Source organism: Mycobacterium sp. TY815 (assembly GCF_030755135.1).
GTDB lineage: Bacteria > Actinomycetota > Actinomycetes > Mycobacteriales > Mycobacteriaceae > Mycobacterium.
In genome coordinates this window covers 249,924-269,245 of sequence record NZ_JAUFRX010000002.1, presented here as the reverse complement: position 1 = coordinate 269,245, position 19,322 = coordinate 249,924, and the positions used below count along the sequence as shown (strand labels likewise).

The following is a 19,322-nucleotide window of genomic DNA, read 5'->3' as shown; positions in this document are numbered from 1 at the left end:
AAACGGAGGGCGGTATGACCGTATTGAGTGACCCCGAACTGTCGGTGGACATCGGAGACGAAAGCACCGACGACGTCGAGGCCGTCGAGCACAGTTCTGCCGAGTCCGCAGCGGACGACACCGACAGCCCGCCGGCGACCCGGATCAGAAAACGCGTGCCCGTGCACCGCCGTGCGATGTTGTTCGGCCTCACCGCTGTTATCGCTATGGCGGCACTGGCCGGGTGGTGGGGTTTCCGACTGCAACAGTCCCACCAGCTGCAAGCCCAGCGGAGCCAGTACCTGCAGGTGGCCAGGCAGGGCGCCCTGAACTTGACGACCATCAACTGGCAGCACGCCGACGCCGACGTGCGCCGCATCCTGGACGGGGCGACAGGAGAGTTCTACAACGACTTCGCCAAACGGTCGCAGCCGTTCATCGAGGTACTCCAGCAAGCCAAGGCGACGACGGTGGGCTCGATCACGGAGGCTGGGATCGAGTCGCAAACCGCCGACGGCGCACAGGTACTGGTGGTGGTGGCCGTTCAGACGTCGAATGCCGGCGAACCCGACCCGGCGCCCAGGTCGTGGCGAATGCGGATCTCCGTGCAGCGGGCCGGCGATCAGATCAAGGTCTCCAACGTCGGATTCGTGTCATGAGCCGGCTCAGATTGCGCCGGAACCGCAACTCGAAGTGCGGTGAGTCGGTGGCTGAAATCTCCACTGGGACAATGGACCTGCCTGTCGACGAAGAGTCCGTCGCCGAGGAGACGCTCGATGCGCCGCCACCGCGCGTCCGGCGGCGCCCCAGCTGGTCACGGGCAATTGCCTACGGTGTGCTGCCCGGGCTGGCGCTGGCGCTGTCGCTGGCTGTGGGTTACCTCAAATGGCAGGACACGTCGGCTCGCGACGCGGCGGCGGCCCGTGCGGAATCCGTGCGTGCCGCCACCGAGGGGACCATTGCGCTGCTGTCCTACCGGCCCGACACCGTGCAGGCCGACCTCGAGCGCGCGCGGGACCGACTGACCGGCGCGTTCCTGCAGGCGTATACCTCTCTGACCCACGACGTTGTGATCCCCGGGGCGAAGCAGAAGCAGATTTCGGCCGTGGCCACCGTTCCTGCCGCCGCGTCGACCTCGGCGACGGCCGAGCACGCCGTCGTCCTGCTGCTGGTGAATCAGACCGTCATCGTCGGGCAGGATGCGCCCGCCAGCACCGCGTCCAGTGTTCGGGTCACCCTCGACAAGATCGGCGGCCGTTGGCTGATCTCGCAATTCGACCCGGTCTGAGCCCACGACGAAGCCAACGGCGGACGCAAAGGAACTGACATGCACTATCGACCGCTGATCCTGTGCGCGATGGCGTGCGGCCCCCTCGTGTGTGCGCCCGCGGCGCACGCCGACAACAAGCGGCTCAACGACGGCGTGGTCGCGAACGTCTACACCGTTCAGCATCAGGCAGGTTGCACCAATGACGTCAAGATCAACCTGCAACTGCAACTGGCCGCGCAATGGCACGCAGTCGATATGTTGAACAACCGAAATATCGACGGCGACATCGGATCTGACGGTTCGACGCCACAAAGTCGGGCGAACGCCGCCGGCTTCCGAGGCGGCGTGGCCGAGACCGTGGCGATCAATCCCGCGGTGGCCATCAGCGGCGTCGAATTGATGAACCAGTGGTATTACAACCCCGCGTATTTCGCGATCATGTCCAACTGCGCCAACAGCCAGGTGGGGGTGTGGTCGGAGAACAGTCCGGATCGCACCGTCGTGGTGGCGGTTTATGGGCAGTCGGAGCGGCCGGCCCAGAGCACGACGGTCGGGCAGCAATCGGGGCCCGCACCGATTGTGGTGCTGCCCCAGAATGTTCCACTGGACCCTAGCCCGGACTACGACGCCACCGACGAGGTCGAATTCGGCATCAGTTGGCTCCCGTGGATTCTGCGCGGCGTGTACCCGCCGCCCGGAATGCCGGCGCAGTAGGCCGGCTTACTGAGTCGGCGGCTGGTAGTTTGCCGCGGAGTTCCGCAACGCCCAGATCTGTTCTGGGCAAAGAAGATTCACTGCATACGAGACCAGGTAGTTGGCCGCGAATTCGTCGTTCGGGGTGATGTCGCTTTTCACGTCGCTCATCACCTGGGCGTAGCGTTCGCCCGCGGTGACCTTGCCGCAGATTCCGTATCCGTAGTTGAGCGCGTCGCCGTCGGGAAAGGTGTAGTGCCGCCGGGCGGTCACGTTGTAGAGATATTCCACCTCGGGGGCCGGAGCCGCGTAGGCCGGTACGGGCGCTGCCGCAACGGGGATCGCGCATACGACGGCGGCGGCGAATATCAGGGCGGTCCGCGACATTGGGTGCTTCATGGACCGAATGTCTTCGCGGGCGCGCTGACGACGGCATGCCCGGGTTCGGGGTGGGGCTTTCCTGAGGTCGGTGGCAGGAACGACGAGGCAGCGCGCACGAGCGCGACCGCGAAGCAGATGCTGAGCACTGTCGCGGCGGCGGTCACCGCAGTCGACGTGTGCTCGAGGTGAATTGCGATGATAGTGGGCCAGCCCGCACCGAAATTGGCCATGAAGAACGTGCAGGGGAACAACACGAACAGGCCCAGCAGCTGCCACTGATTGGTGCAGCCGGCCCGCAGCCGCGATGCCGCCATCGCGAAGCAGATCACCTGAGCGGCTTCCAGTACACCGATCACCAACGGGTACTGGACGATCCGGAATACGTGTGGCCCCCAATAACTGTACAGACCGCCGTTGATGCCGATCATCTCGAAGGCGGCCGATTCGAGCAGTGCGACGCCGGCCCAGCCGAACAATGCGCGGCGGGTGATCAGGTTGCGGGCGATCTGGCGCGAGATGTAGATCGCGGGTGCGGCGTACAGCACCGCGTAGCCGCTGTGAGTCCAAATCGGTTGCGGGATATCGAATGCCGTGAAATGTGTCCACATGCCTGGGGTGGAGTAGAAGTAGAGCATCATCGCCACGTCATAGAGCGGCTCGGCGAACGCACCGACCAGTGTGGCCAACACCATCAGCACGTAGACGGGGGTGCGCTCGCGCACGCCCATCCGGATGGCGATCAGCAGGAGCACCCCCGTCAGACCCCAACTGAGATCCGTCAGGATCGCCTGCGTGGTGAGATTCAATGCATGATCGACTGGTGGCACACAGTCACGTTACGAGACGAGGCCATCGACCCGCGTCCCCCGATGAGAGGAGCTTTCTCCCTGACGAGAGTGACTCCGCACCAACGGAAATTGACGGATGTCGTGAAAAGAAGTAATGCCGGTCGATGGGTCTGGTGTCGCTAAGGGGCAAGCGCGCGGCGGGTGCCCGGAACCTGCATGGCAAGCGCCTGCCCGCGGTTCTCCATCTCCAGGGCGGATTGCAAGGAGCTGTTCTCCATGCTGCGGGTCAACGCGTTCTTGGTGGAGCGGATGCTGTCGTCTGAATTGTCGGCAATGGCCTCGGCCAACCCCAGCGCCGCCTCCAGAGCGGTCCCGCTTTCGGTGAGCCGATTAGCAAGCCCGATGCGCAACGCCTCGGGGGCTCGGACGGTGCGACCTGTGAACGCCATCTCGGCGGCGCGGCCGGGTCCGATGATCCGAACCAGATTCCACGACGTACCCAATTCCCCGATCGACAACCCGACTCGCACGAAGCCGGCGCTGAAACTGGCTGTCCGGTCGGCGATCCTGATGTCGGCCGCCAGCGCCAGGGACAGACCACCGCCAGCGGCTGGGCCGCTCACCGCGGCGATCACCGGATAAGGCAAAGCCCGCAATGCGGTGGATCCTGAGGCGGCCGTCTCCACCAGATCGGTGAAGTCCGACACCGACATCCGGGTGAGTACATCGACCTCGTCGAGATCGAAGCCGGTGCAGAACGCCTTTCCGCCCGCACCGGTAATGATCAGCGCCCGTGCCGAAGCGCTCCGCAATATGTGGGTGGCCCAGGCGATTTCGCCGAACATGTCGATGGTTTGCGAGTTTGCCCGATGCGGGCGGTTGACCGACATCACCACGACGTCGGGACCGTGTTGGTCGAAGGACAGCGTCTCGGCGCCGCGTAGCTCGTCCAGGACGTCGGCTACCGGGCGCCGCGACACCCGATTCCAGCGCGCCGTGGTCATCGTCACCGCCCGGAAAAGTTCGGTACGCGCTTGGTTTTGAAGGCGTCCAGCGCCTCACTCATATCCGCACAGCGCGTCAGAAGTGCCTGGCCGCGATTCTCCAGTTCCAGCGCTGCGGCGAAGGAGGTGACCTCCATATTCGCCTGCAGCGCCCGCTTGGACATGCGGATGCCGCCGGGGGAGTTGGCGCAGATCTGCCGGGCCAGGGTCAGGGTCTGGTCGAGCAGGTCCTCGGCATCGGTCACCCGGTTGAGCAGGCCGAGTCGTTCGGCCTCGACGGCCTCCACAATGCGTCCGGTGAAGCCCATCTCCGCTGCCGCGGACGGCCCGATCAACCGTGGCAACAACCACGAGGCACCCAGGTCGCCCGCGGAGAGCCCAATACGCACGAACGCGGCGTTGAACTTCGCGGCTGGCGATCCCAGCCGGATATCGGCCATCAGGGCCAGCGACATGCCGCCGCCCGCGGCGGGACCGTTGATCGCGGCGACCACCGGAACCGGGACGGCACGCACCGCGCTGAGGGCCCGGGCGGCGCGCTCCTGGCGTTCCAACATGTTCAGGGCCGACAACGACGCCAACTCCTCGGCTTCGTCGAGGTCGTAGCCGGCACAGAACGCCGTGCCGGCGCCGGTCAGGATGACGACTCGGACATCGCGATCGGCTGCGACGGCGTGCGCCACCGACTCGATTTCGCCGAACATCGCCATCGTCATGGCGTTGAGCCGGTCGGGCCGGTCGAGAGTTATCTGGACCACGCCGTCAGCCGGAGACTCCAGACGCAGTGTCTCATAACGCCGTTCGATATCGATCATGCTTATCCATTCCAATCCTTCAACGTCCGAACCTCGAAGGGCCCGGATCGCGTCGAATCTGACGGTTGCTCAGCCGAATTGCGGCTTGCGTTTGTCGATGAACGCGCGGAGTCCCTCGGCCGCCTCGCCCTGCTCGAAGAGATTCTGGATCTGGTCGACTTCGAAGCGAAGGCCATCGGGCAGTGGTCGGTCGTAGGCTGCGTCGACGGTCCGCACCACGGCCAGTTGGGCAGGCGTCGAGGCTGCGGCCAACTCGGTGGCCAATTGCCGCGCTGCCGCCTGCGCGGTGGTGGCGGGGTCGGCCAGACGGTCGATCAGCCCCATCCGGAACGCCTCTTCTGCCGTGACCTGGCGGCCGGTCAGCATCAGATCCAGTGCCCGGCCGCGTCCGACGAGGCGGGGGAGTCGCTGGGTGCCTCCGCCGCCGGGGATCAACCCGAGCTTGACTTCCGGCAGACCCAGTCGGGCCCGTGTCGAGGCGACTCGCAACGTGCACGCCATCGACAGTTCGAGACCGCCCCCCAGGGCGAGGCCGTCGATCGCCGCGACGGAGATCATCGGCAGCGCGGCCAGGCGTTCCAGCGCGCCGCGCAGTGAGTCTCCGTACGCCCGGAATGAGGCCGCGTCAACCGTTGTCATGTGTTTGATGTCGGCGCCGGCAGCGAAAAAGCCGTCTACGGCCGACGTCACCACGATGACTTTGGCTTTGACGCTCTGGGCGTAGTCCATGGCGTTGTGCAGGCCGGCGATGACCGCCGGGCCGAGCGCGTTGGCCGGAGGACTGTCGATGACGAATTCAACGAACGCCCCATCGCGGTTCCAGGCCACGGCCTCGCGGGTTTGGGGTTGTGCCACAGGATCTCCTTTGATCGCGTGAGGATTGGGTCAGGACATCGTCAGGCCACCGCTGACGGAGAGCGTCTGGCCGGTGACGTACTCCGCCGCATCTGACGCGAAGTACGCGACGGCGGCGGCGATGTCGGAGGGCTGGGCCAGGCGCTTCATCGGTACGGAGCGGGTCATGCCGCCGATCACCTTGTCGGCATCCTGACCTGAGCTGTCGGCGAACTTGCGCAGCGCGGGTGTGTCGGTCGGACCCGGGCAGACGGTGTTGGCAGTGACGCCCTTGGTGGCCACCTCCCTGGCCAGTGTCTTCGTGAATGCGATGATGCCGCCTTTGGCTCCGGAGTACACCGCCTCCAGCGATGACCCGACGCGGCCGGCGTCCGAACCGATGTTGATGACCCGGCCGAAGCCCCGCTCGACCATGCCGGGAACAACGGTGTGGATGACGCGCAGCGCACCCTTGAAGTTGATGTCGATGATCCTGTCCCAGAACTCTTCTGAGGTGTTCAGGAAGGGCATGAAGTCGTCCCAGCCGGCGTTGTTGACGACGATCTCGATGTCCCCGAGTTCGGCGGTGACGGTTTTGACTGCGCTGCGAACCGATTCGGTGTTCGTGACGTCGACGTGGACGGCGATGGCTTCACCGCCGGAGTCGGCGATGCGCTTGGCTGTGGCCTCTGCCACCTCGAGGTTCAGGTCGGCGACCGCGACCCGAAAACCGTTGGATGCCAGCGTCTCTGATATGCCCTGGCCGATTCCTTGGGCTCCGCCGGTGACGAACGCGACGCGGTGGTTCATTGAGAATCTCCTTGTAGTGGTTGGTTGGGCGCGCTAGCGGCAGGACGGAGCGTGGGGGCCGGGGCTCCAGTCGATCGGACCGGCAACGAGGGAGTGACTGGTCAGGGTGCGCCCGAGCACGTCCTGGGCGGCGCGAGCCGTATCGATCAACGCCGGTAGCGATATCCCGGTGGATACCCCCATCTCCTCGAACATGCTGACCAGATCCTCAGAGGCGATGTTGCCGGTGGAACCGGCTGGTACGGGGCAACCGCCGAGTTCGCCGAAGCTGGATTCAAAGCTGGTGCACCCGGCCTGCAGTGCAGCGTAGGCGTTGGCCAGTCCCTGTCCGCGGGTGTTGTGGAAGTGGGCGGTGACCTCAACGCCGGGAAGTCTTTCGATTGCGGCGGAGAAGAATTCACCGACATAGGCGGGGTTGGCCATTCCGGTGGTGTCGCCGAATCCCACTTCGGTGGCGCCTGCCGCCGCGAATTCCTCGGCGATGTCGAGCACCCGGTTCATCGGCACCTTTCCTTCGAACGGGCAACCGTAGGACGTGGCGATGACGGCGGCGCAGCGCAGATCCTCGGCGACAATGCGTTTGGCAATGATCGCATTGTCGGCCATCGACTCGGCGATGGTGCGATTCACGTTCTTCTTGTTGTGCGTCTCTGACGCGCTGACGAAGATCGCTACCTCGGAGAAGGTCTGGCGCACCTTGAGTGCGTTGTCCAGCCCTTTGCTGTTCGGTACCAGCACCATGAGCGAGACATGGTCGGGCACCGTGATGCTGCGCAGCACCTCGACGCCGTCTGATAACTGCGGGATGACATCGGGACGTACGAAACTGGCCACCTCTATGCGCCGGAGACCGGTCTGGGCGAGCCGGTTGATGAGCTCGATCTTGTCGCGGGTGGCGATGATGTCCGGTTCGTTCTGAAATCCGTCGCGGGGTCCGACTTCTCGGATGTCGACGTGCCCGGGCAGTCTGGTCACAATGTGCTCCCTTCACGGTCCAACCGGTCGCGGAATCTGGGTTGGGCGATCTCGATGAGTCGGCGTGCGCGTTCTTTGAGGCTGCAGCCACGCAGATGCGCGACACCGTATTCGGTGACGACGGTGTCGACGTCGGAGCGCGTGGTGGTGACCACCCCGCCGTCGAGCATGGCTTTGATCGTGGACTGGCCACCGGATGTGGCCCGCAACGCGATGATCGACCGTTTGCCGGTGAGCGAGGCGGCGCGGGTGAAGTCGACCTGTCCGCCAACGGCGCCGATGTACACGCCGCGGCTGATCTCGGCGCCGACCTGTCCGGTCAGGTCGACCTCCACAGCGAAATTCACCGATACCAGCGATTGCAGCTGCGACAGCACTCGCGGGCTGTGCGTGTAGCTGGTCGGCAGGAACCGGGCAGGCAATTCGGCGACCCGGTTGTACAGCTCGGCAGAACCCAGCGCGGTGCCGGCCACAATCAGTCCCGGGTCGATCTCTTTGCGCCTTCCGGTGGCCACCCCCTTGTCCACCAGCCGGAGCAGCCCGTCGGTGACCATGCCCGTGTGGAATCCCAAGTCCGCGTGGCCGCTGAGCGCGTCAAGCACGGCGTCACCCAGCGAGCCGACCCCGAATTGGACGGTGTCGCCGTCCTCGACGAGTCCGGCGACGTGGGCGGCGATTCGCTGCTCGGTCGCCCCCGGTGGGCGTTTGGGATCTTCGGCCAGCGGCCGGTCGGTGGTGATGGTCGCTGCAAAACGCTCGAGCGGGATTCGAGGCGTCCCAACGGATTCGGGCATTCTGCGGTTGATCTCGGCGATCAGCACCGGTGTGTGCTGGATCGCATCCGCGACGTAGTCGACACCGATCCCCAACGAGCACGTTCCGTGCTGGTCAGGAGCGGACACTTGCAGAAGGCCTACATCACAGGGGAGCCTGCGTTCGGCAAACATCCGGGGCAGCGCGGAATAGTGGCACGGCACCACGTCGAGGCGTCCGGACCGGCTCAGTTCGCGAAGCTCGCCGAGCCCGCCGTAGGACACCATGGACATCCGGCCGGGGATGGTGACCGCGAGTTGGTCGTTCCAGCTGACTCCGGTGAAGGTGCGGATCGGGCCGATCCGGGGATTCTGCAATATCAGCGCGTCGACAAGCGGCCGCGGCTCCGCGGCGGCCTGACCCCACCAGACACCGTCACCTCGGGACAGAAACCTGGTGAAATCGATCACGTCGAAACCCGTTGCAGCAACGTGGCGGTGCCGAGACCCCCGCCGCAGCACATCGTCACCAGACCGAGGTCGCCATCGCGGCGTTCGAGTTCGGAGACGAGTGTGGCCGTCAACCGGGCGCCGGTGGCGCCCACCGCGTGACCCAGCGCGATCGCGCCGCCGTTGACATTCACTCGATCAATGTCGGGGCGCAGCTCGCGCTGCCAGGCCAGCACCACGGACGAGAACGCCTCGTTGACCTCGAACAGATCGATGTCGGAGACGGTTATATTGTTGCGCTGCAGAATCTTCCGCGTGGCAGGGATGGGTCCGGTGAGCATGATGACGGGATCGACGCCTACGGTGGTCTGGTCGACTATGCGGGCCCGCACCCGCAACCCGAGCCGGCGTGCGGCGTCACCGGAGCACAGCAGTACGGCGGCGGCGCCGTCGCTGATGGGCGACGACGACCCCGCCGTGATCCGTCCGTTCGCCTTGCGGAACACCGGTTTGAGATCGGCCAGCGTCTCGACCGTGGTCTCGGGGCGCACGCACTGGTCGGCATTGCGGACCTGGCCGTCAAGTGTCATCGGCACCATCTCGGCGTGGAAACGGTTGTCGGCGATGGCCTTGGCGGCGTTTGCGTGCGACCGCGCGGCGAAGGCGTCCATCTCCGGGCGGCCCAGCTCCCAGCGGTCGGCGATCAACTCTGCGCTCTCGCCCTGGTGCACGAAGCTGTAGCGGTCGCGCAACTCGGCCGGCCACGGGTCTCCGTACAGTTCCGAGATTTTGGCGGGAGAGTCGATCGGGACGTGGCCCATGTGCTCGACGCCGCCGGCGATCACCACCTCATGAGTGCCCGAGGCCACCAGGGCCGCGCCCATGGCCAGCGCGGTCTGCGCCGAGCCGCACCGCCGATCGAGAGTCGTGGCCGGTACCTCCGCCGGATAGCCGGCTTGCAGCCACGCGTTGCGGGCGATGTTGCGGGATTGTTCACCGAACGGAGCGGTACAGCCGATCACGAGGTCCTCGACGAGTGCGGGGTCGATTCCCGTGCGACTGATCAGCTCGGTGTAGCAAGAGGCGAGCATGGCGTTGGGGTGAATGTCGCGGTACCACCCGCGATCGGGATGTGACTTGCCGGTCGGGGTGCGCACCGCCTCGGCGACATACACTTCGCGGCCCGTCGAGGCGAACGGCCCCGTGACATGGTGGCCCATCAGATCACCGTTCCGCCGTCGACCGGCAACACCTGGCCGGTGATGTAGGACGCGGCATCTGAAGCAAGGAAGACGAAGGCCGGCGCAATCTCCTCTGGCAATGCCCAACGTCCCAGGGGGATTCGGGCCAGCGTTTTGGCGGCCAGTTTTTCGTTGCTGCGGATGTTCTCGGTCATCGCGGTGGCGGCCAGTGGCGCGACAGCGTTGACGGTGATGGATTGTCGGGCCAATTCGCGGGCCAGTGACTTGGTCAGCCCGATGATGCCGGCTTTGGCGGCGCCGTAGTTGACTTGACCGATGGTGCCGGTCAGGCCGGCGGCGGAGGTGACATTGATGATGCGGCCGGTGCCGTCGGTCGGCAGGTGGTGCAGTGCGGCTTGGCTGCACACGAAGCTGCCCACCAGGTGGATGTCGACGATACGGCGGAAATTGTCCTCCGACATATCCCCGAACATGGCCGGTGAGATGGCGCCGGCATTGTTGACGAGCACGTGCAGTGCACCGTCGCCGAGTTCCGCTGCGGTGGCGGTGGCTTCGGTCGCAGCGGCGGAGTCGCGCACGTCGAGTACGAACGGGCGCGCGACGCCTCCTGCCGCGGTGATCGATTCCGCGCTGGCCACGGCGGCATCCTTATCGACATCGGTCACCAGCACCTTGGCCCCGGCGAGGGCGAATGCGCGGGCGACCGCTTCGCCGACGCCGCTGCCAGCACCCGTCACCAGCGCCGATCGGCCGTCGAGCCTGAACACATCCCGCGGTGCGGTCATCAGTAGCTCCTCGGCAGGCCCAACACATGCTCGCCCAGGTAGTTGAGGACCATCTCCTGGCTGAGCGGGGCGATGCGGGTCAAGCGGGCTTCACGGAAATAGCGCGCGACGTGGTACTCCTCGGAATAGCCCATTCCGCCGTGTGTCTGCACCGCGCGGTCGGCTGCGTCGAATGCGGCGTCAGCGCACAGGTACTTGGCCGAATTGGCCTCACGGGCACAGGGTTTGCCGTTGTCGTAGAGCCAGGTGGCCTTGCGCAGCATCAGCTCCGCTGCGTCCAGGCGGGCCAGCGAATCGGCAAGCGGGAATTGCAGTCCTTGATTCATTCCGATCGGCCGTCCGAACACTTCACGCTCGTTGCCGTATCGGACCGCCGCGCGCAACGCGGCGCGCCCAATGCCGAGCGCCTCGGCCGCCACCAGACAACGTTCGGGGTTCAGGCCGTCCAGGATGTACCGGAAACCCTGTCCCTCTTCACCCACGCGGTCCTCGACCGGGATCTCGAGGCCGTCGATGAACAGTTCGTTGGATGAGATGGCGTTGCGGCCCATCTTGGGGATCGGGCGAATATCGATCTTGTTGCGGTCCAGGTCGGTCAGGAACAGGGTGAGGCCATCGGTCTTGCGCGCGGCGTCTTCGAACTTCGTGGTGCGGGTCAGCAGCAGGACCTTCTCGGATTCAAGCGCTTTGGAGATCCAGACTTTGCGGCCGTTGACGACGTAGTGATCTCCCGCGCGACGGGCGAAGGTGGTGATCCTCGTCGTGTCCAGTCCCGCGCCGGGCTCGGTGACACCGAAGCACACGTGCAGATCGCCATTGACGATGCGAGGCAGCGTGCGCGCCTTGAGCTCCTCGGAGCCGTGCAGGATGACCGGGTGCATGCCGAATATCGATAGGTGCATCGAGCTCGCCGCGTTCATCCCGCCGCCTGCGGCGGCGACCTCCTCCAGCAGGAGGCACGCCTCGGTGATACCGAAACCGTGGCCGCCATATTCCTCCGGCGTGGTGATGCCAAGCCAACCGCCCGCGGCGAAGGCGTCGTAGAACTCTGTCGGGAACTCGTGCTGCTGGTCCTTTTGGAGCCAGTAGTGGTCGTCGAACTTGCCCGCCAGTTCAGCAACCGCGGCGCGAATCGTCTGCTGATCCTCAGTCAATTCGAAGTCCATGCCGATCTCCGCTCCACGACGCTGATTAATCTACGTACATGCAAATCATACTAATGGACAGACCAAAAGAAAAGACCGGCTCTGCCTGACCTTCGGTCGGTCAGCCCGCGGCGGGAAGCAGTGGGAGCGAGTCTGCGATGCGCTCGTTCCACGACGCCGGAGCGCCGAAGAGAACACGGTCGAGTTTGGCGCGCTTGTAGAACAGCTGCAGGTCGTGTTCCCAGGTGTAACCCACCGCGCCATGCAAAGTCAGTGCGCTGTCGGCGATTTCGGCCGCGCCGCGGGTTACCTGGGCCTTGGCTATGGCAGCATGCGTCGCATGTTCGGGCAAGTTCTCTTCCGCCGACTGTGCGGCATAGCAGACGATGGACATCGACGATTCCACGGTGACCAGCATCTGCGCGGCGGCGTGTTTCACCGCTTGGAATGAACCGATCGGTTGGCCGAACTGGTGGCGCTGTTTGCTGTACTCGACGGCCAGTTGCAACATCCGTTCGGCGGCGCCCAGCGCGTCCGCGGCCACGAGAACCGCTGCCCTCGCCGCGATTTCGCCGAGGGCAACGGCGGCGTCGACATCGAGCCGGCGTCCGGTCGCGTTCTGGAGAACGACATCGGCGACGTCGCGCGAACGATCCAACAGCGCGCGGGGTAGTACCTCGACTCCCTCCTCGGCGGCATCCACCAGCCATAGCGACGCGGCCCCCTCGTCGACAACGGGGACCACCAGATGCTGCGACCGGGTGGCTCCCAGGACGCACGGTATCCGCCCCCGGAGACGGCCGGCACTACTGTGCACCGACGTGACGGCCGTCGGGATGCGGTCCGACCGCACCGCCAACACAGTCACCTCACCGGATTCCGCCGCCGCTCGCGCCAGCCCGGGCTCGCCGGCCAGTGCGGGGACGACGATCGCCGACTGCAGCCAACCCGCCGCCGGCGCCGCCGCGCGTCCGAGTTCACGCGAGGTGAGCGCCAATTCCAGTAGGCCACCGCCCTGGCCCCCGGTCTCCTCGTCGAAACCGACACCGGCCCAGCCGTCTTGGACGAAGAGGTGTTCGAAGGCGGCGGGGTTGTTGGTGTCCAACCAGCCCCGGACTTTCGGTGGGCCGGCACGTTCGCTCAACCAGTCTCGCAGCGAAGCAGTGAACATGTCCTGTTCGTCGGAAAGCTCGAGGTGCATCGGTGTCTCTCCTTGCTTCGCGGCTTTATCTGCGCGGCAATGATTCGTGTCGGGGTTCTGGTCAAGCTGAGTTTGCGGCGAACTCGGGGCTGGCGGTTGGTTCGGGTGCACGGCCGAGTTCCTTGAGCATGAACCACGTCGTCACAGTGATGTATGCGCCCCAGATGACCACCGGCAGATAGAAAGCGAGCAATCCGTGGTAGGCAAACGGTCCGCTCTTCAGGAATGCCGGGCCGGCTGCGAAGAACAGGGTCGCCGCACCGGCAAACGTCAGCCAGGTGAACCAGCGTGGGATCATCGGTTCGGGCCGGTGGTCCATCAACTCCACGACCCCGGTCGCCAGCATCTCGATGGCCAGGTATATCCAACCGAGTAGGAAAGCGAACCACGCCCAGTCGGAAAACGCCTGGACCACGTCGGGCCCGGTCTCCTTTCGGTAAGCGGAGACGATCCATGCGCACGCGTTCAGGAAGACGATCAACGAAATGAAGACCCCGCACACTGCGGTGGTCAGTGACCACACCGGCCACCGGCCCTCGATTTTTGCCAGCATGACGCCGAACATGATCGAGCCGGGTGTGAGGATTCCCGCCGCGATGTAGAAGAGGCTGCAACCGACGATCGTTCCCCAGTGATGCGTCTCGCTGAACCACACCTTGGTGGCTTCCAGGCCGAGGTCTGCCCGCGCCGGCTGGTAGAAGTGCGCGATGCCCAGCCAGCCAACTGCCGTCAGTAGAACGAATATCCAGTTGCACCAGAGCCCGAACTGTTGCGACCCGAGCCGTCCGGAGTCCTGCATACTCACGCTCCCTGCTGAAATGGACTGACGAGCTACGGTCTAATCATACGAATGGACTGACCAAAAACAATGCCTCGGACGAGACGACCTTCGAAGCACGTCGGAGATGCCTCCAAGTGGGGAGCAATATGCGCTCTTCGGGGGAAGCCCGCGCGGTTCAGATCGGCAAGGATTGCGATACCTCGGACGGCTGGGGTGCCTGCCCACCAGGGTCCGGGCGTCGAGCAGGCCCGGCGCAGCCGCCCAATACAGAAAGTGCACATGGCCTCGTGAAGACAGTGACAGCAGCGGATGCGCTGATGAGCACGTCTGATCACAGCCTCCGACAGCGGAGCGACAAGGTGCGCTCAGGATGAATGTTGTTCAGCGCCAACCTAATGTCGTTGTCCTGGGGGGCGGTTCCTGGGGCAGCACCATCGCATCCATCTGCGCGCGACGCGGGCCCACGTTGCAATGGGTGCGCTCGCAGACGACGGCCAAGGACATCAACGACAACCACCGCAACAGCCACTACCTGGGCAACGATGTCGCGCTGAGCGAGACGCTGCGCGCCACGACCGATTTCACCGAGGCCGCCAACTGTGCGGACGTGGTCGTCATGGCCGTTCCGTCGCATGGTTTTCGCCAGGTGCTGACGGAGCTAGCGACGGAGTTGCGCCCCTGGGTGCCGGTGGTGTCGCTGGTCAAAGGCCTCGAGCAGGGCACCAACCTGCGGATGAGTCAGATCGTCAATGAGGTGCTGCCCGGGCATCCGGCCGGCATCCTCGCCGGGCCGAACATCGCCATTGAGGTGGCCCAGGGATACGCGGCCGCGGCGGTGCTGGCCATGCCCGACCGGCATATGGCTGCCACCCTTGCACAGCTGTTCCGCACCAGGAGATTTCGGACATACACCACCGATGATGTGATAGGCGTCGAAATGGCAGGGGCCCTGAAGAACGTCTACGCCATTGCCGTCGGTATGGGCTATTCGATCGGTATCGGGGAGAACACCCGTGCCATGGTGATGTCCCGCGCGGTCCGTGAGATGACCAAGCTCGGCGAAGCGCTCGGCGGGCACCGGGACACTTTCGCCGGCCTGGCCGGTATCGGCGATCTCATCGTCACATGTACCAGCGAGCGCAGCCGTAACCGTTATGTCGGTGAGCAACTCGGCTCGGGTAAGTCGATCGACGAGATCATCGCCTCGATGAATCAGGTCGCCGAAGGCGTCAGGGCGGTCAGCGTCATCATGGATTTCGCCAGTGACTGCGGCATTGCGCTACCGATCGCCCGCGAGGTCGACGCCGTCATCAATCACGGCTCCACCCCCGATATGGCGTACCGGGGCCTCGCGGCCGAGAAACCCGGCCATGAGATTGACGGAGCAGGCTTCTAAAGCGAACGCACTCTGCCTGCCGGTTTTTCGGCGCAGGTTAAGGGGGGCGCCCCCGCCATTCGACGCGGACATGCCAGGGATGCCCCGAACAGGTAGCGAAAGTTGACTCATTCGGGGGAAGCCGCCAACCGCCGTAACTGCAGATGATGGTGATGCCCTAGAAGCATTGCGTTCGTTCAGCGCGCGGTGCGTGACACAACCCGCCTAAGGAGTAGGCCCGATGGCAATACAATCCCCACCTACCGTTCGCGCGCCAATGCGAGACTCGGCAGCCCGGACTGACTACACCTCATGGAAGGTCATGGCGTGGATGGGCTTCGGTTTCATCACCGCATTCTTCTGCCTATGGGGGCTGTTGGCCCGCAACATCTCGCCCTTCCCTGCTTGGGCCGAGCCGCAGGCGGTTTGGGACCACTACAAGAACCTCAGGGTGCCCATCATGATCGGGATGAGCGTCTGCCTGACGATGACGGCGCTGTACATGGTGTGGAGCGTGGCCGTCTCCCGGGTGATGGAACGCATCGAGGGCCCCGGGGGTGTGTGGTCCAAGCTCGAGATGATGGGCGGCACAATCACCTGCGCCCCGATCATGACGGCATGCGCCATCTGGCTCACCGCCGCACACGAGATCGACAACCTCAGTCCCGCAATGGCGCACACCTTCTACTGGTTCGGCTGGCTTCTGATCGACCTGGCCTACTTCGTCACCTCGTGGCAAATCGCCGGTGCCAGCATCGTTTTCATGCGTGACAAGCGGGAGAAGAAGCTGGTCCCCAACTTCGTCAGCTGGTGGGGCTGGATCACGATCCTGTCGTTCTTCGTCGTCAGCGCCATCCCATTCGTCAACACTGGACCGTTAGCCTTCAACGGCGTGATCAGTTTCTGGATCGCGTTCTTCACCTGGTTCTTCTGGATCCCGGGGCTGTCCTACTACATCCTCAAGGCGATCCCGCGGCTGCAGGCCGAGGACGAGGCAGCGGAACGGCTGAATGCCTAGCTGCCGAGCATGAGTGTTTTCACCGCAGAGCAGGTGAAACCCAGACGCCTTCCCGGTATGGAAGGCGTTTGGGTTTTCATCGGAGCCGACTCGGTCATCTTCGGGATCCTGTTCCTGACATTCATGCAGGATCGGCTGAAGGATCCGGCTCTCTTCGAGGCCTCCCGCCACACGCTCAACGTGAATCTGGGTGGCATCGACACGCTGATCCTGTTGACCAGCTCGTGGTCAGTCGCCTTGGCGATGCAAGCCCTCAGGCGAGATCTCATCGAACGCGTGCCCCGCTATCTGCTCGGGGGCGTGCTTACCGGCTTGATGTTCGTCGTGTCGAAATCGACTGAATACGTTCAGAAATTCGCTCACGGCATCACGCCGGGCACGGACCCCTTCTACATGTGGTACTTCACTCTGACCGGGATCCACCTCGCACACGTGCTGCTCGGCACCAGCCTGCTCACCTTCCTGTGGGTCAAATCTCGGCGCGGGGCCTTCAGCAGCGCGCACCGGGCCATTCCGGAATCGGTGGCTTCGTTCTGGCACTTGGTCGACCTGTTGTGGATCGTGCTGTTCCCGTTGCTTTACCTGATGAAGGCGGCCTGATGTCGGTATTGCAGGAGCGGATCACCCGAGTGTGGCTGGCCTTGATCGCGTTGACCTGCCTGACGACCTGGGGGCTGTCGAAGGATCTGTTCAGCCCGGCGGTGACGGTTGTGGGGACCTTCCTGATCGCCGCCGTGAAGGTCAGGTACGTGATCCTGGACTTCATGGAACTGCGTCAAGCGCCGTTGCCGGTACGTGCCTTTTTCGAGGCATGGCCCGCGGTGGTCACGGCTGTGATCCTGGGCTGCTGGTTCGCCGCTGGGTGAACACGTGGTCAGGATGCGGAGGATGCCTTAACCGATCCGTTGTCCATTTTGTCCACCGCACGCTCCCACGCGATGTGTCGATGCTGCAGGCCAGGCTCATTGCGGCCGAACCGCAGCCGTTGCCGGGCACCGGATTCCAGATTCGCCTGCAGACCCTCGACCAGGCGGTAGTCCTCGTCGCGAACGGTAGCGTGCGCGTACTCGAACACGGCTTGTGCGCCGGCGGCGACCGATTCGTCGGACATGTCCAGCGGTGTGGAGTTCTGGTGAACGGTGGTCGACCGGCCCGGCAGGTCGCCCGGGTAGACGCGGAACAGTTCGCCGTTGGCGATCGTCACCGAAATCACGATGTTGGGGAACAGCGCGTAGATGACCACCAGGTTGTTCAGCGGAATCCACTGGTCCTCAGGAGTGCCGTCCAGATCATGGATTGTGTTGAGCGGGAAGATCAATCGGTGGTGCGGCCCGAACGCGTCGAACACGGTGCAGTTACTGCGGGCGATGGTCGCGAAGGTCTTCTCGTGCACCGTGGCGAAGTGATAGTTCTCGGCGAAGGTGTCGATCGCGAGCTTCCAGTTGATGGGGGAGTCGAGCACCTTCTCACCCAGTGGCGACCACCGGCCGACGCCCCACGAATCAAGCTCTTCGGCCAGCGGACCCAGGTGCGCCGCCACGTCCAGATGTGACCCGGGAGTCATTGCCACCCAGAGGAATCCGGCGAATTCGGTGGCGGGCAGCTCGGTCAGCCCGTCGGCCTTCACCGGCACATCGGGAAAGCCTTCGCGCCCCGGGACGGCGACCAGGCGGCCAGTGTTGTCGTATGTCCAGGCGTGGTAAGGGCACGTGAAGCGCTTTGCCACGCCACAGCCCGATGCCACCTGTGCCTGTCGGTGCAGACAGACATTGTCGAAAGCCCGGACCGAACCGTCGGTGCTTCTGGTCAGCAGGATGGATCGGCCCATCACCGTCTTCGTGCAGTACGCGCCCGGGCGGCCGAGTTCGGAGGCGTAGCCGACCAACTGGGGGCTGGCCATCACCATGGCGCGGTCGCGCTCGTGCCGCTCTGCCGAGGTGTATTCGCGCGCGTCGATCAGATGCTCGGCGGGCGCCAGGTCAGTTGTCTTGTCGCGCGCCAGCTTCAGGGCGCGGCGGGTGAGGTCGATGAGCTGGTCATGTTGCATCCCGAAACCCCCGGGTTTAGCGATTGCCTGTGGCTAACTTTACTAACTTTATAGTGACAACAAAATGCGGCCGTACCTACCCCGTCGGGTCGGAGCTTGCCTGGCGGCGTTGCGACAAAGTGACACACCTGTGACTTGTGAGGTCCCTGAGCCTGTTGAGGTTGTTGCGTACCCTGTGCGATGTGCCGGTATCGCGACGTGACGTGCTGAAGCTCGCCGCCGCGACGCCGGGCCTGCTCGGGCTCGGGGTCGCAGCGGCATCGGTGTGCGCTGCACCGGCGTCGGCCTCGCTGGGCACATTGCTGGACTATGCGGCAGGTGTCATCCCAGCCAGTCAGATCAGGGCAGCGGGTGCGGTCGGGGCTATCCGATACGTGTCGGATCGCCGGCCCGGTGGCAACTGGATGCTCGGAAAGCCGATTCAGCTCGCTGAAGCCCAGGACCTGCACGGCAGCGGTCTCAAAATCGTCTCGTGTTACCAATTCGGCAAGAGCAGCTCCTCCGACTGGCTGGGTGGGGCGGCGGCGGGCATCCAGCACGCCAAGCGGGGCGCAGAGCTGCACGCCGCGGCCGGGGGTCCCGCCGCGGCCCCGATCTACGCGTCGATCGACGACAACCCGTCGTTGGAGCAGTACAAGAACCAGATCGTGCCGTATCTGCGCTCCTGGGAATCGGTCATCGGGCACCAGCGCACGGGCGTGTACGCGAACTCCAAGACCATCGACTGGGCCGTGCAGGACGGATTGGGCAGCTACTTCTGGCAGCACAACTGGGGCTCGCCCCAGGGCTACACCCACCCCGCGGCGCATCTGCATCAGGTGGAGATCGACAAACGGTCGGTAGGCGGCGTCGGCGTCGACGTCAACGAGATTCTCAAGCCGCAGTTCGGCCAGTGGGCGTGAGCCGGCCGGTTTCTAAGACTTCGACAAACATTCCAGCAAACACTCGTTCGCTCAGTGCACACCGTCGCCTACACCGATGAATCGGGTCGGCCGCGACCCGTGACATCGACGGTTG

The 19,322-nt window shown here is 64.6% G+C and carries 22 protein-coding genes; 8 read left to right on the top strand and 14 right to left on the bottom strand.

Translation table 11 applies throughout. From position 1 onward, the window contains the following. Nucleotides 1-14 precede the first annotated feature (14 nt). From QXK92_RS20860 to QXK92_RS20850, 3 genes are all read left to right on the top strand, one after another. On the top strand, nucleotides 15-638 hold the full coding sequence (locus tag QXK92_RS20860) for a mammalian cell entry protein (RefSeq protein WP_371934575.1): 624 nt from the start codon (nucleotides 15-17) through the stop codon (nucleotides 636-638). Between the two features lie 71 nt (nucleotides 639-709). Continuing rightward, nucleotides 710-1,267 (top strand): hypothetical protein, encoded by a 558-nt coding sequence (locus tag QXK92_RS20855; RefSeq protein WP_306244824.1) that lies wholly within the window; start codon nucleotides 710-712, stop codon nucleotides 1,265-1,267. A gap of 39 nt (nucleotides 1,268-1,306) precedes the next feature. Further along, entirely contained in the window at nucleotides 1,307-1,963 is a 657-nt protein-coding gene (locus QXK92_RS20850; protein WP_306244822.1) for a CAP domain-containing protein, read from the top strand. Nucleotides 1,964-1,969: 6 nt separating this feature from the next. Here the strand turns inward: QXK92_RS20850 and QXK92_RS20845 are convergent, their stop codons facing one another. The 13 genes from QXK92_RS20845 to QXK92_RS20785 form a co-directional block, all read right to left on the bottom strand. Further along, nucleotides 1,970-2,341 carry a DUF732 domain-containing protein gene (locus QXK92_RS20845; RefSeq protein WP_306244820.1) on the bottom strand — a complete coding sequence of 124 codons (372 nt, stop codon included), beginning with the start codon at nucleotides 2,339-2,341 and terminating at the stop codon, nucleotides 1,970-1,972. Next, nucleotides 2,338-3,150, bottom strand: coding sequence for a hypothetical protein (locus tag QXK92_RS20840; protein WP_306244818.1), 813 nt, complete (start codon nucleotides 3,148-3,150; stop codon nucleotides 2,338-2,340). The genes QXK92_RS20845 and QXK92_RS20840 overlap by 4 nt, the downstream gene beginning before the upstream one ends. Nucleotides 3,151-3,290: 140 nt before the next feature. Then, nucleotides 3,291-4,115, bottom strand: coding sequence for an enoyl-CoA hydratase/isomerase family protein (locus QXK92_RS20835; protein ID WP_306246372.1), 825 nt, complete (start codon nucleotides 4,113-4,115; stop codon nucleotides 3,291-3,293). A 2-nt stretch (nucleotides 4,116-4,117) separates the two neighbouring features. Continuing rightward, nucleotides 4,118-4,930: an enoyl-CoA hydratase/isomerase family protein gene (locus QXK92_RS20830; RefSeq protein ID WP_306244816.1), complete on the bottom strand. Its 813-nt coding sequence runs from the start codon at nucleotides 4,928-4,930 to the stop codon at nucleotides 4,118-4,120. A 69-nt stretch (nucleotides 4,931-4,999) separates the two neighbouring features. Continuing rightward, nucleotides 5,000-5,785 (bottom strand): enoyl-CoA hydratase/isomerase family protein, encoded by a 786-nt coding sequence (locus QXK92_RS20825; RefSeq protein ID WP_371934230.1) that lies wholly within the window; start codon nucleotides 5,783-5,785, stop codon nucleotides 5,000-5,002. A gap of 30 nt (nucleotides 5,786-5,815) precedes the next feature. Continuing rightward, complete coding sequence (locus QXK92_RS20820) at nucleotides 5,816-6,574, bottom strand: SDR family NAD(P)-dependent oxidoreductase (RefSeq protein ID WP_306244814.1); 759 nt, start codon at nucleotides 6,572-6,574, stop codon at nucleotides 5,816-5,818. 33 nt (nucleotides 6,575-6,607) lie between these two features. Then, nucleotides 6,608-7,549 (bottom strand): hydroxymethylglutaryl-CoA lyase, encoded by a 942-nt coding sequence (locus QXK92_RS20815; protein WP_306244813.1) that lies wholly within the window; start codon nucleotides 7,547-7,549, stop codon nucleotides 6,608-6,610. Further along, nucleotides 7,546-8,772 (bottom strand): acetyl-CoA hydrolase/transferase family protein, encoded by a 1,227-nt coding sequence (locus QXK92_RS20810; RefSeq protein WP_306244811.1) that lies wholly within the window; start codon nucleotides 8,770-8,772, stop codon nucleotides 7,546-7,548. Before QXK92_RS20810 ends, QXK92_RS20815 begins: the two co-directional genes overlap by 4 nt. Beyond that, nucleotides 8,769-9,971 carry a thiolase family protein gene (locus tag QXK92_RS20805; protein ID WP_306244809.1) on the bottom strand — a complete coding sequence of 401 codons (1,203 nt, stop codon included), beginning with the start codon at nucleotides 9,969-9,971 and terminating at the stop codon, nucleotides 8,769-8,771. Before QXK92_RS20805 ends, QXK92_RS20810 begins: the two co-directional genes overlap by 4 nt. After that, nucleotides 9,971-10,738 (bottom strand): SDR family NAD(P)-dependent oxidoreductase, encoded by a 768-nt coding sequence (locus QXK92_RS20800; protein WP_306244808.1) that lies wholly within the window; start codon nucleotides 10,736-10,738, stop codon nucleotides 9,971-9,973. Before QXK92_RS20800 ends, QXK92_RS20805 begins: the two co-directional genes overlap by 1 nt. Further along, nucleotides 10,738-11,904 carry an acyl-CoA dehydrogenase family protein gene (locus QXK92_RS20795; protein WP_306244806.1) on the bottom strand — a complete coding sequence of 389 codons (1,167 nt, stop codon included), beginning with the start codon at nucleotides 11,902-11,904 and terminating at the stop codon, nucleotides 10,738-10,740. The genes QXK92_RS20800 and QXK92_RS20795 overlap by 1 nt, the downstream gene beginning before the upstream one ends. 100 nt (nucleotides 11,905-12,004) lie before the next feature. Further along, the gene (locus QXK92_RS20790) at nucleotides 12,005-13,084 is read right to left on the bottom strand and encodes an acyl-CoA dehydrogenase family protein (protein ID WP_306244804.1); all 1,080 of its coding nucleotides are present in this window, start codon (nucleotides 13,082-13,084) and stop codon (nucleotides 12,005-12,007) included. A 61-nt stretch (nucleotides 13,085-13,145) separates the two neighbouring features. Continuing rightward, a complete protein-coding gene (locus tag QXK92_RS20785; protein WP_306244802.1) occupies nucleotides 13,146-13,883 on the bottom strand; it encodes a hypothetical protein in 738 nt (245 codons plus the stop codon). Nucleotides 13,884-14,235: 352 nt separating this feature from the next. On the opposite strand from QXK92_RS20785, the gene QXK92_RS20780 reads away from it, so the two are divergent. The 4 genes from QXK92_RS20780 (at nucleotide 14,236) to QXK92_RS20765 (ending at nucleotide 17,124) form a co-directional block, all read left to right on the top strand. Next, nucleotides 14,236-15,261 (top strand): NAD(P)H-dependent glycerol-3-phosphate dehydrogenase, encoded by a 1,026-nt coding sequence (locus tag QXK92_RS20780; RefSeq protein WP_306244801.1) that lies wholly within the window; start codon nucleotides 14,236-14,238, stop codon nucleotides 15,259-15,261. A 256-nt stretch (nucleotides 15,262-15,517) separates the two neighbouring features. After that, entirely contained in the window at nucleotides 15,518-16,258 is a 741-nt protein-coding gene (locus tag QXK92_RS20775; RefSeq protein ID WP_306244799.1) for a hypothetical protein, read from the top strand. Nucleotides 16,259-16,267: 9 nt separating this feature from the next. Continuing rightward, nucleotides 16,268-16,858: a cytochrome c oxidase subunit 3 gene (locus QXK92_RS20770; RefSeq protein WP_306244798.1), complete on the top strand. Its 591-nt coding sequence runs from the start codon at nucleotides 16,268-16,270 to the stop codon at nucleotides 16,856-16,858. Next, the gene (locus tag QXK92_RS20765; RefSeq protein WP_306244796.1) at nucleotides 16,858-17,124 is read left to right on the top strand and encodes a cytochrome C oxidase subunit IV family protein; all 267 of its coding nucleotides are present in this window, start codon (nucleotides 16,858-16,860) and stop codon (nucleotides 17,122-17,124) included. The genes QXK92_RS20770 and QXK92_RS20765 overlap by 1 nt, the downstream gene beginning before the upstream one ends. Nucleotides 17,125-17,132: 8 nt before the next feature. On the opposite strand, the gene QXK92_RS20760 is transcribed toward QXK92_RS20765, so the two are convergent. Further along, nucleotides 17,133-18,305: an aromatic ring-hydroxylating dioxygenase subunit alpha gene (locus QXK92_RS20760; protein ID WP_306244794.1), complete on the bottom strand. Its 1,173-nt coding sequence runs from the start codon at nucleotides 18,303-18,305 to the stop codon at nucleotides 17,133-17,135. A gap of 182 nt (nucleotides 18,306-18,487) precedes the next feature. Between QXK92_RS20760 and QXK92_RS20755 the strand changes: the two genes are divergently transcribed. Then, on the top strand, nucleotides 18,488-19,207 hold the full coding sequence (locus QXK92_RS20755) for a DUF1906 domain-containing protein (RefSeq protein ID WP_306244792.1): 720 nt from the start codon (nucleotides 18,488-18,490) through the stop codon (nucleotides 19,205-19,207). Nucleotides 19,208-19,322 lie beyond the last annotated feature (115 nt).

Coding starts and splice junctions, on each gene's coding strand:
- QXK92_RS20850 (WP_306244822.1), top strand. CDS start 1,307: ATGCACTATCGACCGCTGATCCTGTGCGCGATGGCGTGCGGCCCCCTC.
- QXK92_RS20820 (WP_306244814.1), bottom strand. CDS start 6,574: ATGAACCACCGCGTCGCGTTCGTCACCGGCGGAGCCCAAGGAATCGGC.
- QXK92_RS20770 (WP_306244798.1), top strand. CDS start 16,268: ATGAGTGTTTTCACCGCAGAGCAGGTGAAACCCAGACGCCTTCCCGGT.
- QXK92_RS20760 (WP_306244794.1), bottom strand. CDS start 18,305: ATGCAACATGACCAGCTCATCGACCTCACCCGCCGCGCCCTGAAGCTG.
- QXK92_RS20805 (WP_306244809.1), bottom strand. CDS start 9,971: ATGGGCCACCATGTCACGGGGCCGTTCGCCTCGACGGGCCGCGAAGTG.
- QXK92_RS20855 (WP_306244824.1), top strand. CDS start 710: ATGGACCTGCCTGTCGACGAAGAGTCCGTCGCCGAGGAGACGCTCGAT.
- QXK92_RS20845 (WP_306244820.1), bottom strand. CDS start 2,341: ATGAAGCACCCAATGTCGCGGACCGCCCTGATATTCGCCGCCGCCGTC.
- QXK92_RS20795 (WP_306244806.1), bottom strand. CDS start 11,904: ATGGACTTCGAATTGACTGAGGATCAGCAGACGATTCGCGCCGCGGTT.
- QXK92_RS20785 (WP_306244802.1), bottom strand. CDS start 13,883: ATGCAGGACTCCGGACGGCTCGGGTCGCAACAGTTCGGGCTCTGGTGC.
- QXK92_RS20765 (WP_306244796.1), top strand. CDS start 16,858: ATGTCGGTATTGCAGGAGCGGATCACCCGAGTGTGGCTGGCCTTGATC.
- QXK92_RS20835 (WP_306246372.1), bottom strand. CDS start 4,115: ATGACCACGGCGCGCTGGAATCGGGTGTCGCGGCGCCCGGTAGCCGAC.
- QXK92_RS20775 (WP_306244799.1), top strand. CDS start 15,518: ATGCGAGACTCGGCAGCCCGGACTGACTACACCTCATGGAAGGTCATG.
- QXK92_RS20780 (WP_306244801.1), top strand. CDS start 14,236: ATGAATGTTGTTCAGCGCCAACCTAATGTCGTTGTCCTGGGGGGCGGT.
- QXK92_RS20830 (WP_306244816.1), bottom strand. CDS start 4,930: ATGATCGATATCGAACGGCGTTATGAGACACTGCGTCTGGAGTCTCCG.
- QXK92_RS20860 (WP_371934575.1), top strand. CDS start 15: ATGACCGTATTGAGTGACCCCGAACTGTCGGTGGACATCGGAGACGAA.
- QXK92_RS20800 (WP_306244808.1), bottom strand. CDS start 10,738: ATGACCGCACCGCGGGATGTGTTCAGGCTCGACGGCCGATCGGCGCTG.
- QXK92_RS20790 (WP_306244804.1), bottom strand. CDS start 13,084: ATGCACCTCGAGCTTTCCGACGAACAGGACATGTTCACTGCTTCGCTG.